The sequence below is a fragment of the Rhizobium sp. ERR 1071 genome (assembly GCF_007828675.1).
GTDB classification, from domain to species: Bacteria; Pseudomonadota; Alphaproteobacteria; order Rhizobiales; family Rhizobiaceae; genus Rhizobium; species Rhizobium dioscoreae.
This window is the reverse complement of the sequence record NZ_VITM01000003.1, coordinates 483,622-500,367: the sequence shown is the minus strand read 5'-3', so window position 1 is coordinate 500,367 and position 16,746 is coordinate 483,622. Positions and strand designations below refer to the sequence as shown.

The window sequence follows — 16,746 nt, the reverse complement described above, 5'->3', positions numbered from 1 at the left end:
ATTTTGTAAGAGTATGACAGTGGCCGGAATCTCAAGGTCCGGCGGCGAATTGGAGGAATTCGAGAAATGCCAGTCTACAAGGCCCCGGTGAACGATACGCTCTTCGTCCTGAACGATGTGCTTGGGCTGGAGCGCTACAACAATCTTCCGGGTTATGCTGATGCCGCGCCTGACATGATCGAAGCGATCGTCGGCGAAGCGGCCAAGATGTCGGAAGAGGTGCTTTTCCCGCTCAATTATTCCGGCGATCAGGAAGGCTGCGTGCGCCATGACGACGGCACCGTCTCCACGCCGAAGGGCTTCAAGGAAGCCTATCACGCCTATCGCGAAGGCGGCTGGCTGGGTCTTGCCGTGCCGGAAGAATTCGGCGGGCAGGGGCTTCCCTATGTGCTGCACTGCGCCGTCGGCGAATATACCTCCGCCGCCAACATGTCGCTGATGATGTATCCGGGCCTGACGCAGGGCGCGATTGCCGCCATCCTCGTGCATGGCACCGATGCACAGAAGCAGACTTATCTGCCGAAGATGGTGGAGGGCAGCTGGTCCGGTACCATGAACCTCACCGAGCCGCATTGCGGCACCGATCTCGGCTTGCTGCGCACCAAGGCGGTTCCGCAAGCCGACGGCAGCTACAAGATATCAGGCCAGAAGATCTTCATTTCGGCCGGTGAGCACGACATGACGGATAATATCGTCCATCTCGTCCTTGCCCGCATCGAAGGTGCACCCGAAGGCACCAAGGGCATCTCGCTGTTCATCGTGCCGAAGTTCCTCGTCAAGGAAGACGGTTCGCTCGGTGATCGCAACCCTGTCTCCTGCGGCGCGATCGAGCACAAGATGGGCATCCACGGCAATGCCACTTGCGTCATGAACTATGATGAGGCCACAGGCTTCCTGATCGGTGCGGAGAACAAGGGCCTCAACGCCATGTTCGTGATGATGAACGAGGCTCGCCTCGGCGTCGGCCTGCAGGGTCTCTCCATCGCCGAGATCGCCTATCAGAACGCGGCCAATTATGCCCGCGAGCGCATTCAGGGCCGCTCGCTCTCCGGCCCGAAGGCGCCCGACAAGAAGGCGGACCCGATCATCGTCCATCCGGATATCCGTCGCTCGCTGATGACCATCCGCGCCTTCAACGAGGCCGGCCGCGCCTTCCTGCTCTGGACCGCGCTGAAATCCGATATCGCCCATCGCTCCCCGGACGAGAAGGAACGGCAGGCAGCCGACGATATCCTGGGTCTGGCGACGCCGATCCTGAAGGGCGTCCTGACCGACAAGGGCTTCGAGCATGCCGTCATGGCGCAACAGGTCTTCGGCGGTCATGGCTACATCGAAGAGCATGGCATGAGCCAGTATGTCCGCGATGCCCGCATTACCATGATTTACGAGGGTGCCAACGGCATTCAGGCGCTCGATCTCGTGGGCCGCAAGCTGGCGCTGAACGGCGGCCGCGCCGTCATGGCGCTCTTCAAGGAAATCGGCGATTTCTGCGAGGAAAACCGCAGCGACGAGCAGATGGCCTTCTTCACCAAGCATCTGAAGAAGGGCTTGAACGATGTACAGGCCGCGACCATGTGGTTCATGCAGAATGCCATGGCTAAGCCCGACAATGCCGGTGCCGGCTCGACCGATTACATGCACCTCTTCGGCCTCGTCGTTCTCGGCTACATGTGGGCGAAGATGGCCAAGGCGGCGCAGGCAGGCCTTGCGGCTGGCGACAGCGCGCGCGAGGATTATCTGAAGAACAAGCTTGTCACGGCGCGGTTCTACATGGAGCGCATCATGCCGGAAACGGCGCTGCGCAAGGCGCGCATCGAAACCGGTGCCGACACGATGATGGAACTGGCGGCGGAAGCCTTTTGATCAAGGCGGCGCCAGCCGCTGCAGGGAGATGAGACATGACCGAGGTTTTCATTTACGACCACGTGCGCACGCCGCGCGGGCGGGGCAAGAAGGATGGGGCGCTGCACGAAGTGCCTTCCGTGCGCCTTGCCGCCAAGACGCTGGAGGCGATCCGCGACCGCAACGGCCTCGATACCGAAACGGTTGATGACATCATTATGGGCTGCGTCGATCCTGTCATGGAAGCAGGCGCCGTTATCCCGAGGGGCGCTGCCTTCGAAGCCGGCTATTCCACCAAGGCGCCAGGCATGCAAATTTCCCGCTTCTGCGCCTCGGGCCTTGATGCCGTGAATTTCGGCGCGGCCAAGATCGCGCAAGGGGCTGATGACATCGTCATCGCCGGCGGCGTCGAAAGCATGTCGCGCGTCGGCTTGGGCATGTCGGGTGGTGCCTGGTTCATGGACCCCTCCGTCAACTTCCCGGCCTATTTCATGCCGCAGGGCGTCTCGGCCGATCTCATCGCCACCAAATACGGTTTCTCGCGCGATGACGTCGATGCTTATGCCGTCGAAAGCCAGAAGCGCGCCGCCAATGCCTGGGAGAAGGGCTACTTCAAGAATTCGGTCATTCCGGTGAAGGACATCAACGGCCTGACCATTCTCGACCGCGACGAGTACATGCGCCCCGGCACCGATATGCAGGCACTCGCCTCGCTCAATCCGTCCTTCCAGATGCCCGGCGAGATGGGCGGCTTCGAAGCCGTCGCCATCCAGGCCCATCCGGAAGTCGAGCGCATCAACTACGTCCACCATGCCGGCAACTCCTCCGGCATCGTCGATGGCGCCGCTGCCGTTCTGCTCGGCTCCAAGGCGGGCGGTGAGAGCATGGGGCTGAAGCCACGCGGCCGCATCAAGGCCTTCGCCAATATCGGCTCCGACCCGGCACTGATGCTGACCGGCCCGGTCGACGTTACCGAAAAGCTCTTGAAGCGCAGCGGCTTGACGCTTGCCGACATCGATCTTTTCGAACTCAACGAAGCCTTTGCCGCCGTCGTGCTGCGCTACATGCAGGCCTTCGATATCGAGCACGACAAGATCAACGTCAATGGCGGCGCCATCGCCATGGGCCATCCGCTGGGTGCCACCGGCGCGATGATCCTCGGCACCGTGCTGGACGAGCTGGAACGCCGCGATCTCAATACGGCGCTCGTGACACTCTGCATCGGCGCCGGCATGGGCACGGCTACGATCGTCGAACGCGTCTGAGGAGGGGAAACCAATGGCTTACACGAATTTCACCGTCGAAACCGACGCAGACGGCATAGCCCTCGTTACCTGGGACATGCCCGGCAAGTCCATGAACGTCTTCACCGCCGAGGTCTTGGAAGAGCTGAACGCCATCATCGATGCCACGGTTGCCGATGCGGCCGTCAAGGGCGTGGTCTTCACCTCAGGCAAATCCTCCTTCTCCGGCGGCGCCGATCTCTCGATGATCAAGTCGATGTTTTCCTTCTATCAGGAGGAAAAGGCGAAGGACCCGGCCGCTGCCACACAGAAGCTCTTCGATCTCGTCGGGCGCATGACGGGCCTGTTCCGCAAGCTCGAAACCTGCGGCAAGCCCTGGGTTTCGGCCATCAACGGCACCTGCATGGGCGGCGCTTTCGAGCTGTCGCTCGCCTGCCACGGCCGTGTTGCGTCGAGCGCCAAGAGCGTCAAGATTGCGCTGCCCGAGGTCAAGGTCGGCATCTTCCCCGGCGCCGGCGGCACGCAGCGCATCTCGCGCCTGACGGATGCACAATCGGCGCTGCAGATGATGACGACGGGCCAGTCGCTGACGGCGGCGCGCGCCAAGGCGATGAACCTCGTGCATCAGGTGGTCGAGCCGGATCAGCTGATCCCGGCCGCCAAGCAGATGATCAAGGATGGCTTGAAGCCCGTCGCCCCCTGGGACGAAAAGGGCTTCAAGGCACCGGGCGGCGGCATCTGGACGCCGGCCGCGGCCCAGCTCTGGCCGGCAGCCCCGGCCATCCTGCGTCGCGAGACATCGGGCAATTATCCGGCAGCGCTCGCCATCCTCAAATGCGTCTATGAAGGCCTGCAGGTTCCCTTCGATACCGGCCTGAAGATCGAGCAGCGCTATTTCACCCATGTGCTGCAGACCACCGAAGCCTATTCGATGATCCGCTCGCTGTTCATCTCCATGCAGGAACTCGGCAAGGGCGCCCGCCGCCCGGCCGGCCAGCCGAAGACGGAGCTGAAGAAGGTCGGCGTCGTCGGCGCCGGCTTCATGGGCGCGTCCATCGCCTATGTCACGGCTGCCGCCGGCATCCCGGTCACGCTTATCGACCGCGATATCGAAGCCGCAACCAAGGGCAAGGGCGTCGGCGAGGGGCTGGTCAAGGACTCGATCGGTAAGGGAAGGTTGACGCAGGACGAAGGCGCAGCTCTGCTCTCGCGCATCACGCCGTCGGCCGATTACGCCGATCTCAAGGATGCCGATCTCGTCATCGAAGCCGTGTTCGAGGATCGCGACGTCAAGAAGGCCGTTATCGAGGCCGTCGAAGCCGTGCTGCCGGCCGGCGCCGTCTTTGCCTCCAACACCTCGACGCTGCCGATCACCGGCCTTGCGAAGAATTCCAAGGGCCCGGTCGATTTCATCGGCGTCCACTTCTTCTCGCCGGTCGAGAAGATGATGCTGACCGAAGTCATCCTCGGCAAGGAAACCGGCGACCATGCGCTGGCGGTTGCGCTCGACTATGTCGCCGCCATCAAGAAGACGCCGATCGTCGTCAATGATACCCGTGGCTTCTTCGTCAATCGCTGCGTCTTCCGCTATATCCACGAAGCCTATGACATGCTGATCGAAGGCGTGCCCGCAGCCATGATCGAGAATGCCGCCAAGATGGCTGGTATGCCTGTCGGGCCTCTGGCGCTGAACGATGAAGTCGCTATCGATCTGTCCTACAAGATCCTGAAGGCGACGGTTGCCGATCTCGGCGAGAAAGCCGTCGACCCGCGTCACATGCAGCTGATCAGCGGTCTCGTCGAAGGCGAGGGTCGTTTAGGCCGGAAGAACTCCAGGGGCTTCTACGATTACCCGCCGAAGCCGGCGAAGAAGTCGCTCTGGCCAGGCCTCAAGGATCTCTATCCGCAGAAGAAGGCCGATGAGATCGATGTCAACGTGCTGAAGCAGCGCTTCCTCGTCACGATCGCGCTGGAAGCTGCCCGCACCATCGAGGAAGGCATCGTCACCGACCCGCGCGAGGCCGATGTCGGCTCCATCCTCGGCTTCGGCTTCGCGCCCTATACCGGCGGTGCGCTGTCCTACATCGATGGCATGGGTGTGAAGGCTTTCGTGGAGCTCTGCGAAAAGCTGGCGGCCCCCTACGGCCCGCATTTCCAGCCCACAGCGCTTCTGAAGGATATGGCCGCAAAGGGCGAGACCTTCTACGGCCGCTTCGATCCCTATGGCGCCAAGAAGGCGGCCTGAACCGGAGAGCTATTGCTCGCGACAAATCATGGGCCGCCCCTGTCAGGAGCGGCCCTTTTTTGTTGATTGGTTCAGCCTAGATCAATGGCGAATACGTAAGATTTTGCTTACGCGTTGCTCAATGGCTTCTCTTGCCCCGCCCTCAGCGCAACGACGCCCCAGCCGATGAGTAGAAGGATCGCCGCCGCATAGATATCGGCGGCTTCGGCAAAGCCGAGCGCTTTCGATAGGAAGCCGGCGAGGATGGTGGGGACGCTGAAGGCGAGGTAGCTCTGGATGTAGAAGGCCGAAAGCAACCCGGCGCGTTCGTCGGGCTTTGCCAGTGGCATGATGCTTCTGACCGTGCCGAGGAAAGCTGCCCCGAAGCCCGAGCCGGCAATCAGAGTTCCCAGAGCGAGGATCGACACTTCAGCCGCATGCATGCCGGCGATGATGGTCAGTATGCCGAAGCTCATGGTTGGTATGCCGAACTTCATGATCGTGACGGCGGATTTCTTGCGTAGCAGGAAGACGGCTGCCGCGCCGCTGATCGTCAAGGCTGCGACCACGGAGCCGCCGACCAGCGGCGCCGTGCTGCCGGTGGTCGCAGTGACCAGCGAGGGTACCAGCGACAGATAGAAGCCGGCGAGCGCCCAAACTGCGATATTGATCGGCGTCAGCGCCAGCAGCGTCCGCCGCGCCTGCTGGGGAACGGCGACTTCCGGCTTCAGCGATGCGAGCACGCCGGCCCGTCGGCTTGTAGTCTCCGGCATCAGCCATAGCAGCGCGGCTTGCAGCGCCAGCAGGGCAAGCGTGACGATATAGACGAGTACGGTCGGGGCCGGCGCAAACTGGATCAGCAGGCTCGTACCGATCGTGCCGATCGCCATGCCCACAAGCGGGGCAAGGCTGTTGGTGATCGATCCCCTGATCGGATCGAGATCGACAAGGGCGGCACCGACGGAACTGACGGCGGTGCCCGTCGCGAAGCCCTGCACGATGCGCGCGGCAATCAGCCAATCCGAACCCCTGGCCATTAAAAACAGGACTATCGCCACCATATTGAGGAGGATCGAAGCAAAGATCACAGGCCGACGGCCGAGATGGTCGGAGATCGAGCCGACGATGAGGAGCGCGGCGAGAAGGGAGAAGGCATAGACGGCGAAGATCACCGTAAGCAGCACCGGCGAAAAGGCAAAGGCCTGCTGATAAAGGCGATAGAGAGGCGTCGGTACGGACGAGGCAGCCAAAAACAGCGCGCTGGTTGCGGCATAATAGAAAGGCGCCAGGCGTCTGGCTGGTGAAATCGGAGCGCTGCCGGTGGAATCGAGTTCGGTCATCGACTATATCCTACCTAAAGCTAAAAGATTGCGTTAGACGCATATAGGGCGCCTGATGTATAAAAACAAATAATTTGCGTTAGTGAATGTCCACGATCATTCACGATCCGCAAAACGGGAAAAATTGGCAAGGGCTTATGGGCTACAGAGAAAATCCCCGCCCCGGCGGGCGCAGCGCCAGAGTGCAAGCGGCCGTGCATCAATCCGTCCGCGACATGCTGGCGACGATGGATCGCGCCGATGTGACGATCCCGCTGATCGCGCAGCGCGCCAATGTCACGCCGTCGACGATCTACCGCCGCTGGGGCGATCTTCAGGCGCTTTTGGCCGACGTCGCCGCATCGCGCCTGCAGCCTGAAGGCGAGCCCGCCAGGATTGGCAGCGCCCGGGAGGACCTGGAGGCCTGGGTCGAGCAATATGCCGATGAAATGGCCTCGGGAGTCGGACGGCAACTGCTGCGCGATGTTCTCGCGGTACCCGATAGCGCAAATGCGGAAAAATGCTGCACCTATACACGCTGCCAACTAAGCGTATTTATTGCGCGGGCGGAGGCGGCTGGCGAGCCCTTTCCGACTTTGGTGGAACTGATGGATCACGTCATCTCGCCGATCATCTATCGCATTCTCTTCGATCAGGCGCCCGGTCCTGACTACGTTCGCAAGCTCGTCGCGAAAGTGATGCGGGAGAGTGCGGTCAGCGCTTGAAGCGCGGCCGACTATGCCGAACGACTCACCGAGATCCCTGATGTACATCCAGGGGCCTCGGCTCGGTTGCTCGCAACTGACGAACAAGCTGCCGAATATATGCGCCCTAAAGTTGCTAATGTGGTGAAATTATCATGGGATATGCATGCCTGGACATGGCTCCTGATCAATTTGCTGTTGAAAAATAAGGAAAAAGATGGTGCTAATTATCATCAGTGAATTCAACGGCAACGCGAAGGGGACTGCTCAATGCTAAATGAATTCAAGGCATTTATCGCCCGCGGCAATGTCATGGATCTCGCAGTCGGCGTGATCATCGGCGGCGCTTTCGGCGGCATCGTGAAATCGCTGGTTGACGATATCATCATGCCGATCGTCGGCGCGATTTTCGGCGGCTTCGATTTTTCCAATTACTTCATCGGCCTTTCCTCGACGGTCAATGCGCCGACGCTGGCAGCCGCCCGTGCCCAGGGGGCGGTCTTCGCTTACGGCAACTTCATCACCGTCCTCATCAACTTCCTCATCCTCGCCTGGATCATCTTCCTGATGGTCAAGGGCGTGAACACGCTGCGTGCCCAGCTGGAGCGCAAGGAAGACAAGGTTGCCGAGGCAGCTCCGCCGCCGGCCGACGTTCAGTTGCTCACCGAAATCCGCGATCTTCTCGCCAAGCGCTGACGGGCTTGCTTCAACCTCTTTCAAAGCCCCGGTTTCCGGAAGGATCGGGGCTTTATTCATCACCAAAATCGATCGGTCACTAAGGCAAAGTCATGGGATTTGTCCGCCGCTCTGCTTTATGAAGGCAGAAACCGGAGACTTTGCATGTCGATACTAGATAGCCTCAGCCCACGCGCGCTCGCAGCACCCGAAAGCGGGATCGTGGAAGTTGTCAACTATGCCCGCGGCCGTGAGGGCCTGTTGCCACTCTGGGTCGGTGAGGGCGATCTGCCGACGCCGGATTTCATCAACCGCGCCGCCATGGCCTCGCTCAACGCCGGCGAAACCTTTTACACCTGGCAGCGCGGTATTCCCGAGCTGCGTCAGGCGCTCGCCGATTATTATGGCCGGCATTTCGGCACCTTGCTGCCGATGGAGAATTTCTATGTCGTCGGCTCCGGCATGCAGGCGATCCAGCTGTCCGTGCAGGCGATCACCGCTCCCGGCGACGAGATGGTCTATCTGTCGCCCGCCTGGCCGAACATTGCTGCGGCGCTCGAGATCGCAGGCGCCCGTTCCGTCGCCGTACCCTTACAGTTTGAACACGGCAAATGGTCGCTCGATCTCAACCGGCTGGAAGCGGCGATTACGCCGAAGACCAAGGGCCTCTTCATCAATACCCCGTCCAACCCCACAGGCTGGACGGCGACCCATCAGGATCTTCGCGATATCCTCGCTTTGGCGCGCAAGCATGATCTCTGGATCATGGCCGATGAAATCTACGCGCTCTATTACTATGCGGGCGGCCGCGCGCCGAGCTTCCTGGATGTCAAGGAAGCCGACGACAAGATTCTCTTCGTCAATTCTTTCTCGAAGAACTGGTCGATGACCGGCTGGCGTGTCGGCTGGATCGTCGCACCGGCCGAGCTCGGACAGGTGATCGAAAACCTCGTGCAATATTCGACTTCCGGCGTCGCGCAGTTCATGCAGAGAGGCGCGGTTGCAGCGCTGAACGAGGGCGATGATTTCGTTCGCTCCAATATCGAAAAGGCCACTCGCTCGCGCGACATCCTCTGCGACGCGCTGATCGCCACCAATCGCGTGCAGACGCTGAAGCCGGATGGCGCGCTCTATTCCTTCCTCAGGATCGACGGCGTCACCGACAGCCGCAAGGCCGCCATTGACATCGTCGATAAGACCGGCGTCGGCCTAGCACCCGGAACGGCCTTCGGTTTGGGCGGAGAGCTGTTCATGCGCGCCTGCTTCCTGCGCGATCCGGTGCAGGTGGCGGATGCCGCGGAAAGGTTGAGCCGGTATATTTTGAGTTTGTAGGTACGATCTGTGTGCTGCGGCCGACAGCGTTTGATTTGGCTGGTCCCGATACCCCCCTCTGTCGCTTTCGCGACATCTCCCCCACAAGGGGGGAGATTGGAAACTCGCGGCAGCTTCTCACACCCAAGAACATCATATCTGCTGAAGCCGAAACTTCATTGTTTTGGTGAAGGGGGCAGCAACCTCCCAACGATCTCCCCCCTTGTGGGGGAGATGTCACGAAGTGACAGAGGGGGGTATGCACTCTCCGATATATGCGAGGCCTGCCGTCGCACACCCAATCCATAAAATCCAATCAAACTGCGAAAGCCCCCTCTAACCATTCCCGCAATCTTTCCCGCCCCACCTCCGGCTTTTAATCAATTTCGCAGGGGAAGCGGCCTCATATATCGCCGATAAGACTTGGCGGGGACGCGAAGAATGACTGTCTTGGTGACGGGCGGAGCCGGCTATATCGGCAGCCACATGGTCTGGAGATTGCTTGACGCGGGCGAGGACGTTGTTGTTCTCGATTGCCTTTCCACAGGCTTTCGCTGGGCAGTGCCGCCCGCGGCCCGCTTCTATCTCGGCGATGTCGCTGACGAGGCGCTGCTCAAAACGATTTTCGCCGAAAACGATATAGAAGCCATCATCCATTTCGCTGGCTCTGCCGTCGTGCCGATGTCGATCGAGGATCCTCTTGCCTATTACGAAAACAACACCGGCAAGACCCGCGCCCTGATGAGCGCCGCCGTCAGGGCCGGCATCCGCCATTTCGTCTTCTCGTCCACCGCTGCTGTTTATGGTCAGCAGCCCGCGGATCGACCGGTTAGCGAAGATGTGCCGTTGCGGCCTGAATCCCCCTATGGTCAATCCAAGCTGATGTCCGAGCTGATGCTGCGCGATGCCGCCGCGGCCTATGATTTCCGCTATGTGGCGCTGCGTTATTTCAATGTCGCCGGCGCTGATCCTGGGGGAAGGGCTGGTCAGTCCACTGATGGTGCCACCCATCTCATCAAGGTCGCCTGCGAGGCGGCCCTCGGCCGCCGCCGTCAGGTGGATATCTACGGCACGGATTACGCGACACATGACGGCACCGGCGTGCGCGACTACATCCACGTGAGCGATCTTGTTGAGGCGCATCTCGTGGCCTTGCGCCATCTGCGCGATGGCGGCCGCTCGCTGGTTGCCAATTGCGGCTATGGCCACGGTTATTCCGTGCTTGACGTGCTCAACATGGTCATGCGCATCCATGGCCGTTCCTTCCGCATCCATATCGCTCCGCGCCGGGCCGGCGATATGGCGAGCATTGTCGCGGACGCGACGCTTGCTCGTCGCGAGCTGGGCTGGGTTCCAAAACACGACAGCTTGGAAACGATCGTGCGTTCGTCGCTGGATTGGGAGCTTCGCCTCGTCGAGCGGGCGAGCTTCGATGCCGCCGGGCTCGGCAAGATCTATGCTGCCCCGAGCACGCTATAGCCTGAAGCGATCTCAGTTCTCGGTTTTTCTCCAGGGGCCTAGAAACGCCGGTGCGTTCCTGCGTACGGCTTCCGCCAAAAAATCGATGACGGTGCGCACGCGTGGCGATTGGCGCAGATCGCGGTGGCAGGTGATCCAGTAGTGGCGCTTGAGATCCACCTCATGTGGTAGCACGACCTGCAGATCCGGATGTTTGCCGGCGATGAAGAACGGCAGCACGCACAGCCCCTGGCCGTTCTTTGTTGCCGTCAGCTGCGCAAAGATGCTCGAGCTCTGGAATTGCGGCCTGATACGCGGATGGACGTCATCGAGATAATCAAGACCCGGCGCGAAGATCATATCCTCGATATAGCCGATGAAGGTGAAGTCAGGCAGGTCGTCGCGGCTTTCGATTGGCGGATGGCGGGCAAGGTAATCGCGCGATCCGTAGACCTGCAGATGATAGTCTGTCAGTTTTTCGGTGAAGTAGGGTCCCGCCTTTGGCGGGTCGAGCACCACGACGATGTCGGCTTCCTTGCGCGAGAGCGACATGATCTGCTGGATGGTGATTAGCTCCAGCGAAATGTTCGGATGTTTCGCAGTGAATTCCGGCAGAACGCCGGTGAAGAAGAAATTGGAAAATCCCTCCGGCGCACTGATGCGCACCACGCCGCCTTGGGCTGCCGATCCCGTCGAAAGGTCGGTCCGCAGACGCTCGGTTTCCTGCTCCATTCTTTCGGCCGTGTCGACGAAGCGCTGCCCCATTCCGGTCAGCATGTAGCCGCGCGGATTGCGCTCGAAGAGCTTGACCTTCAAGGCGAATTCCAGCCGGTCGATACGGCGCGAGACCGTGGCATGGCTGGTACGCAGCTGTCGCGCCGCAGTCGAAAGTTGCCCCGTTCGCGCAACGGCGAGGAAGAACTGCAGATCGTCCCAGGTAAAATGCGGCGTGCGCTTCATGCCTCCCCCTCTGTTCAAAAATGAACAGACCTTGTTTGGAATTAGTTGCAATCGCGACTTGCGTCAACGCGCGAATTCCGTGATCTTGCCTATCGGGAAAAGCCGTTTTGAGGAAAACGGCTGGCCAATTTTGAACAGATTCGTTTTTGCCAAATCTCTGGGAGGAGAGGATATGCGAAAGAGTCTTATTGCATCCCTTGCATTTCTGCTTGCAGCCGGCACCGCGGCCTTCGCCGCCGGCCCATCCGATGGTGTCGTCAAGATCGGCATTCTGAACGATCAGTCCGGAGTCTATGCGGATTTCGGCGGCAAGTCGTCGGTAGCGGCCGCCAAGATGGCCGCCGAGGATTTCGGCGGCAAGGTTCTAGGTGTGCCGATCGAGATCGTCGATGCCGACCACCAGAACAAGCCCGATATCGCCTCCAACATCGCCCGCCAATGGTACGACCAGGACAAGGTCGATGCCATCATGGAGCTGACGACCTCGTCGGTCGCGCTCGCCGTGCAGGCGGTCGCCAAGGAAAAGAAGAAGATCGATATCGTCACCGGCGCCGCGACCACCGATCTCACCGGCAAGCAATGCTCGCCCTATGGCTTCCACTGGGCCTATGACACGCATGCCCTGGCCGTCGGTACCGGCGGCGCGCTCGTCAAGCAGGGCGGCGACACATGGTTCTTCCTGACCGCGGACTACGCTTTCGGCTACTCGCTTGAGCAGCAGACCAGCGATTTCGTCAAGGCAAGCGGTGGTAAGGTGCTCGGCTCCGTCCGCCATCCGCTGTCGACCAATGATTTCTCTTCCTTCCTGCTGCAGGCGCAGTCCTCTGGCGCCAAGGTCATCGGCCTTGCCAATGCCGGCCTCGACACGTCAAACGCCATCAAGCAGGCCTCGGAATTCGGCATCACCCAGGGCGGCCAGCATCTGGCGGCACTGCTCTTCACGCTCGCCGAAGTGCACGGCCTCGGGCTGCAGGCGGCGCAAGGCCTGACGCTGACCGAAGGCTACTACTGGAACCTCGACGACAAGAGCCGCGAATTCGGCAAGCGCTTCTTTGCCCGCACCGGCAAGATGCCGAACATGATCCATGCGGGCACCTATTCCGCCGTGATGCAATATCTGAAGGCCGTGCAGAAAGCCGGCACGGATGATACCGACGCCGTTGCCAAGCAGCTGCATGAAATGCCTGTTGATGATTTCTTCGGCCGTGGTGGCACGGTCGGCGCCAACGGCCGCATGATCCACGACATGTATCTGCTTCAGGTCAAGAAGCCGGAAGAGAGCAAGGAGCCGTGGGATTACTTCAACGTGCTGGCGACGATTCCCGGCAAGGAAGCCTATATCGATCCGGCCAAGAGCGGCTGCGACCTCGTCAAGCAATAGGGCTTGGAACAGCTCATGGCGATGTCCGCGACACATCCGCATGAAGAGCCCCGGGTGGTCTTATCCGCCCGGGGACTGCGGCGCGATTTCGGCGGATTCACCGCCGTCAAGAATGTCGATCTTGACGTACATCACGCCCAAGTCCATGCGCTGATCGGCCCGAATGGCGCCGGCAAGACGACGGTCTTTAATCTCCTGACCAAATTCCTGCAGCCGACGCATGGCACGATCACGCTGCTCGGCACCGATATCACCAAGACAAGACCTGACAAGGTCGCGCGCATGGGTCTCGTGCGCTCCTTCCAGATTTCCGCCGTCTTCCCGCATCTGACGGTGCTGGACAATGTCCGTGTCGCCTTGCAGCGGCCGAACAATCTCGCCCACCAGTTCTGGCGGCCGCTATCCGCTCTCGACAGCCTCAATGCCCGCGCCGAACAGCTCATCGCCTCTGTCGGTCTGTCGAAGGAGCGTGATGCTGTAGCAGCCGATCTTTCCTATGGCCGCAAGCGCGTGCTGGAGATCGCGACGACGCTTGCGCTCGACCCGAAGGTGCTGCTGCTCGACGAGCCGATGGCCGGCATGGGGCTGGAGGACGTAAACACCGTTTCCGCCATCATCCGAGATGTGGCGCGCGACAGGGCTGTGCTCATGGTGGAGCACAATCTCTCGGTCGTTGCCGATATCTGCCATCATGTCACCGTGCTGCAGCGCGGCGAAATCCTGGCCCAGGGCGATTATGCGACGGTCAGCAAAGACCCGCGCGTCCGCGAAGCCTATATGGGCACGGAGGAGGCTTGACGATGGCGCCGCTTCTGGACGTTCAGGACCTCAATGCCTGGTATGGTGAAAGTCACATCCTGCATGGCGTCGACATGCGTGTGGGCGAGGGGGAAACCGTTACCATCCTCGGCCGCAACGGCGTCGGCAAGACGACGACATTGCGCACCATCGTCGGCATCGTCCGCGCCCGCAAGGGCAGGGTCACCTTTGCCGGCAAGGACATGATGCAGGTGCCGCTGCACAAGACGGCACATCAGGGTATCGGCTTCGTGCCGGAAGAGCGCGGCATATTTTCCACGCTCAGCGTCTATGAAAACCTGATGCTGCCGCCGGTCGTGGCGGCAGGCGGCATGACGCTCGACGAGATCTTCGAGCTATTTCCAAACCTGCATGAGCGGCGCAATAGTATCGGTACAAGGCTCTCCGGCGGCGAGCAGCAGATGCTCGCCATGGCCCGCATCCTGCGCACCGGCGTCCGTATGCTGCTGCTTGACGAACCGACCGAGGGCCTTGCCCCGGTCATCGTTCAGCGCATCGGCGAAGTCCTGCAGAAGCTGAAAGGCCGCGGCATGACCATATTGCTCGTCGAGCAGAATTTCCGCTTTGCCAGCCGCATCGCCGATCGCTTCTATGTGATGGATCACGGCCAGATGGTCTCGGAATTCCCGGTCGGCGAACTCTCCGAGCGCATGGATATGCTGCACAAGGTTCTGGGGGTCTGAGCATGACGACGATATTCGGCATCCCCGCCCAGGCTCTTCTCGGTCAATTGCTGATCGGGCTGATCAACGGCTCCTTCTACGCCTTGCTGAGCCTTGGCCTCGCGATCATCTTCGGCATGCTCAGGGTCATCAATTTCGCCCATGGCGCGCTCTATATGCTCGGCGCCTTCACCGCCTATCTGCTGCTCGCCTATACAGGCATCGGCTATTGGCCGGCCCTCGTTTTGGCACCGCTGACTGTCGGCCTGTTTGGCGCGCTGGTCGAGCGGTTCTGCCTGCGTCGGCTCTACAGGGTCGACCCGCTCTATGGCTTGCTCTTCACCTTCGGCATGGCGCTGACCATCGAAGGGACCTTCCGCTATCTCTACGGCTCCTCCGGCCAGCCCTATGCCGTCCCGACGGAATTGGCGGGAGCAAAAAATATCGGCTTCATGTTCCTGCCCGTCTATCGCGGCTGGGTGGTTATTGCCTCGCTGGTCGTCTGCATCGGCACTTGGCTGCTGATCGAAAAGACCAAGCTTGGCGCTTATCTGCGCGCCGCGACCGAGAATTCCACGCTCGTCCAGGTTTTCGGCGTCAACGTGCCGGTGCTCCTGACGCTGACCTATGGTTTCGGCGTCGCGCTTGCCGCCTTCGCCGGGGTGCTCGCAGCACCGATCTATCAGGTTTCGCCGCTGATGGGGTCGAACATGATCATCATCGTCTTCGCCGTCGTGGTCGTCGGCGGCATGGGCTCGATCATGGGGGCGATCGTGACAGGCTATATGCTTGGGATTGCCGAGGGCCTGACCAAGGTCTTCTATCCGGAAGCTTCCAACATCGTCATCTTTGTCATCATGGCAATCGTGCTGCTTCTGAGGCCCGCGGGTCTCTTCGGTCGGGAGGCGTGATATGGCTGGATTGATCAGCTTGAGTTCCAAGGAGCGTCCGAAGCTTTCGGTGCGGAAGCTGTTGCTGATCCTCGGCCTCGTTGGCCTGATCTGGGCGCCGTTCTTCATCTACCCGATCTTCGTCATGAAGGTGCTCTGCTTCGCGCTGTTCGCTTGCGCCTTCAATCTGCTGCTCGGCTATGCCGGTCTGCTCTCCTTCGGCCATGCCACCTTCTTCGGCGGGGCCGCTTATTTCGCCGCCCATGCGGTGAAGGAGTGGGGGCTTCCGCCCGAACTCGGCATCCTGATCGGCGTCGCCGGCGCGTCGCTGCTCGGCCTCGTCATGGGCTTCGTCGCCATCCGCAGGCAGGGCATCTATTTCGCCATGATCACGCTGGCGCTCTCCTACATGTTCTATTTCTTCTGCCTGCAGGCGGCATTTACCCATGGCGAGGATGGCATTCAGTCGGTGCCGCGCGGCTACCTCCTAGGCGTCCTCGATCTCAACAACTCCTTCAACATGTACTATTTCGTCCTCGCGATCTTCCTGATCGGCGTGCTGATCATCTGGCGTTTCATCAATTCGCCCTTCGGCATGATCCTGAAATCGATCCGCGAGAACGAGCAGCGGGCGATTTCGCTTGGCTATTCCGTCGCGCATTATAAGCTCGGCGCCTTCGTCATGTCGGCGGCACTTGCGGGGCTTGCCGGAGCGGTCAAGGCGCTGGTCTTCCAGTTCGCGACGCTGACGGACGTCGCCTGGCAGATGTCCGGCGAAGTCATTCTCATGACCTTGCTTGGCGGCATCGGCACGTTGATCGGCCCGATTTTTGGCGCGGGGTTCGTGGCGACGCTGGAAAACTATCTCGCCACCTCGGAATTCCCCGTCACCATCATCACCGGCATCGTCTTCATGGTCTGCGTCTTGCTCTTCCGCCGCGGGGTTATCGGCGAATTCTATGCCTCGCGGCTGGGACGGAAGCTGGGGTTTGAATATCGGCGGTAATGATCAAACCTATGCGTACTTGTTGTGCACCCCCTCACCCCAGCCCTCTCCCCGAGGGGCAGGGCTATCGCATATGGAGGCGGACGAGCACCATAAGCTTCTTCTCCCCTTGGGGAGAAGGTGGCCCGAAGGGTCGGACGAGGGGGTTATCGATTTGAATTCATGGATTTTTGTGGTCTTGGCAGGCACCCCCTCATCCGCCTGTCGGCACCTTCTCCCCGCTGGGGAGAAGGGGGACGGCGGCGATCTCC

Annotated in this window: 14 protein-coding genes; 12 read left to right on the top strand and 2 right to left on the bottom strand. The window is 60.7% G+C overall.

Going from position 1 to position 16,746, the window contains the following annotated elements; all coding sequences use genetic code 11:
* The first annotated feature begins 66 nt into the window (after positions 1-66).
* The 3 genes from FBZ99_RS12500 to FBZ99_RS12490 are packed head-to-tail and all read left to right on the top strand — an operon-like array spanning position 67 to position 5,331.
* A complete protein-coding gene (locus FBZ99_RS12500) occupies positions 67-1,863 on the top strand; it encodes an acyl-CoA dehydrogenase C-terminal domain-containing protein (protein WP_145633386.1) in 1,797 nt (598 codons plus the stop codon).
* A gap of 35 nt (positions 1,864-1,898) precedes the next feature.
* Positions 1,899-3,107 carry an acetyl-CoA C-acetyltransferase gene (locus tag FBZ99_RS12495; RefSeq protein ID WP_145633383.1) on the top strand — a complete coding sequence of 403 codons (1,209 nt, stop codon included), beginning with the start codon at positions 1,899-1,901 and terminating at the stop codon, positions 3,105-3,107.
* A 13-nt stretch (positions 3,108-3,120) separates the two neighbouring features.
* Positions 3,121-5,331 (top strand): 3-hydroxyacyl-CoA dehydrogenase NAD-binding domain-containing protein, encoded by a 2,211-nt coding sequence (locus FBZ99_RS12490; RefSeq protein WP_145322407.1) that lies wholly within the window; start codon positions 3,121-3,123, stop codon positions 5,329-5,331.
* 107 nt (positions 5,332-5,438) lie between these two features.
* On the opposite strand, the gene FBZ99_RS12485 is transcribed toward FBZ99_RS12490, so the two are convergent.
* The gene (locus tag FBZ99_RS12485; protein WP_145633378.1) at positions 5,439-6,650 is read right to left on the bottom strand and encodes an MFS transporter; all 1,212 of its coding nucleotides are present in this window, start codon (positions 6,648-6,650) and stop codon (positions 5,439-5,441) included.
* Between the two features lie 137 nt (positions 6,651-6,787).
* Between FBZ99_RS12485 and FBZ99_RS12480 the strand changes: the two genes are divergently transcribed.
* The 4 genes from FBZ99_RS12480 to galE all read left to right on the top strand — a co-directional run bounded on the left by FBZ99_RS12480 (position 6,788) and on the right by galE (position 10,798).
* A complete protein-coding gene (locus tag FBZ99_RS12480; protein WP_113332050.1) occupies positions 6,788-7,354 on the top strand; it encodes a TetR/AcrR family transcriptional regulator in 567 nt (188 codons plus the stop codon).
* Between the two features lie 249 nt (positions 7,355-7,603).
* Entirely contained in the window at positions 7,604-8,029 is a 426-nt protein-coding gene (gene mscL, locus FBZ99_RS12475; protein ID WP_145633375.1) for a large conductance mechanosensitive channel protein MscL, read from the top strand.
* Between the two features lie 144 nt (positions 8,030-8,173).
* Positions 8,174-9,340, top strand: a complete 1,167-nt coding sequence (locus FBZ99_RS12470) for a pyridoxal phosphate-dependent aminotransferase (RefSeq protein WP_113332052.1) — start codon at positions 8,174-8,176, stop codon at positions 9,338-9,340.
* Between the two features lie 420 nt (positions 9,341-9,760).
* On the top strand, positions 9,761-10,798 hold the full coding sequence (galE, locus tag FBZ99_RS12465; RefSeq protein WP_145633372.1) for a UDP-glucose 4-epimerase GalE: 1,038 nt from the start codon (positions 9,761-9,763) through the stop codon (positions 10,796-10,798).
* A 12-nt stretch (positions 10,799-10,810) separates the two neighbouring features.
* On the opposite strand, the gene FBZ99_RS12460 is transcribed toward galE, so the two are convergent.
* On the bottom strand, positions 10,811-11,737 hold the full coding sequence (locus tag FBZ99_RS12460; protein WP_145633369.1) for a LysR family transcriptional regulator: 927 nt from the start codon (positions 11,735-11,737) through the stop codon (positions 10,811-10,813).
* Positions 11,738-11,909: 172 nt separating this feature from the next.
* On the opposite strand from FBZ99_RS12460, the gene FBZ99_RS12455 reads away from it, so the two are divergent.
* Genes FBZ99_RS12455 through FBZ99_RS12435 form a run of 5 tightly spaced genes read left to right on the top strand, consistent with a single transcriptional unit; the run spans position 11,910 to position 16,495 of the window.
* Positions 11,910-13,118, top strand: a complete 1,209-nt coding sequence (locus tag FBZ99_RS12455) for an ABC transporter substrate-binding protein (protein ID WP_069611277.1) — start codon at positions 11,910-11,912, stop codon at positions 13,116-13,118.
* Positions 13,119-13,133: 15 nt separating this feature from the next.
* Positions 13,134-13,916: an ABC transporter ATP-binding protein gene (locus FBZ99_RS12450; RefSeq protein ID WP_113351225.1), complete on the top strand. Its 783-nt coding sequence runs from the start codon at positions 13,134-13,136 to the stop codon at positions 13,914-13,916.
* Positions 13,917-13,918: 2 nt separating this feature from the next.
* A complete protein-coding gene (locus FBZ99_RS12445) occupies positions 13,919-14,620 on the top strand; it encodes an ABC transporter ATP-binding protein (protein ID WP_113332056.1) in 702 nt (233 codons plus the stop codon).
* Between the two features lie 2 nt (positions 14,621-14,622).
* Positions 14,623-15,510, top strand: coding sequence for a branched-chain amino acid ABC transporter permease (locus tag FBZ99_RS12440; protein WP_113332057.1), 888 nt, complete (start codon positions 14,623-14,625; stop codon positions 15,508-15,510).
* Between the two features lies 1 nt (position 15,511).
* Positions 15,512-16,495: a branched-chain amino acid ABC transporter permease gene (locus FBZ99_RS12435; protein WP_145633364.1), complete on the top strand. Its 984-nt coding sequence runs from the start codon at positions 15,512-15,514 to the stop codon at positions 16,493-16,495.
* The last annotated feature ends 251 nt before the right edge of the window (positions 16,496-16,746 follow it).

What these genes read in the sequence shown, in the direction of transcription:
- galE (WP_145633372.1), top strand. Translation starts at nt 9,761, where the DNA reads ATGACTGTCTTGGTGACGGGCGGAGCCGGCTATATCGGCAGCCACATG.
- FBZ99_RS12445 (WP_113332056.1), top strand. Translation starts at nt 13,919, where the DNA reads ATGGCGCCGCTTCTGGACGTTCAGGACCTCAATGCCTGGTATGGTGAA.
- FBZ99_RS12500 (WP_145633386.1), top strand. Translation starts at nt 67, where the DNA reads ATGCCAGTCTACAAGGCCCCGGTGAACGATACGCTCTTCGTCCTGAAC.
- FBZ99_RS12490 (WP_145322407.1), top strand. Translation starts at nt 3,121, where the DNA reads ATGGCTTACACGAATTTCACCGTCGAAACCGACGCAGACGGCATAGCC.
- FBZ99_RS12435 (WP_145633364.1), top strand. Translation starts at nt 15,512, where the DNA reads ATGGCTGGATTGATCAGCTTGAGTTCCAAGGAGCGTCCGAAGCTTTCG.
- FBZ99_RS12450 (WP_113351225.1), top strand. Translation starts at nt 13,134, where the DNA reads ATGGCGATGTCCGCGACACATCCGCATGAAGAGCCCCGGGTGGTCTTA.
- FBZ99_RS12455 (WP_069611277.1), top strand. Translation starts at nt 11,910, where the DNA reads ATGCGAAAGAGTCTTATTGCATCCCTTGCATTTCTGCTTGCAGCCGGC.
- FBZ99_RS12440 (WP_113332057.1), top strand. Translation starts at nt 14,623, where the DNA reads ATGACGACGATATTCGGCATCCCCGCCCAGGCTCTTCTCGGTCAATTG.
- mscL (WP_145633375.1), top strand. Translation starts at nt 7,604, where the DNA reads ATGCTAAATGAATTCAAGGCATTTATCGCCCGCGGCAATGTCATGGAT.
- FBZ99_RS12485 (WP_145633378.1), bottom strand. Translation starts at nt 6,650, where the DNA reads ATGACCGAACTCGATTCCACCGGCAGCGCTCCGATTTCACCAGCCAGA.
- FBZ99_RS12470 (WP_113332052.1), top strand. Translation starts at nt 8,174, where the DNA reads ATGTCGATACTAGATAGCCTCAGCCCACGCGCGCTCGCAGCACCCGAA.
- FBZ99_RS12495 (WP_145633383.1), top strand. Translation starts at nt 1,899, where the DNA reads ATGACCGAGGTTTTCATTTACGACCACGTGCGCACGCCGCGCGGGCGG.
- FBZ99_RS12460 (WP_145633369.1), bottom strand. Translation starts at nt 11,737, where the DNA reads ATGAAGCGCACGCCGCATTTTACCTGGGACGATCTGCAGTTCTTCCTC.
- FBZ99_RS12480 (WP_113332050.1), top strand. Translation starts at nt 6,788, where the DNA reads ATGGGCTACAGAGAAAATCCCCGCCCCGGCGGGCGCAGCGCCAGAGTG.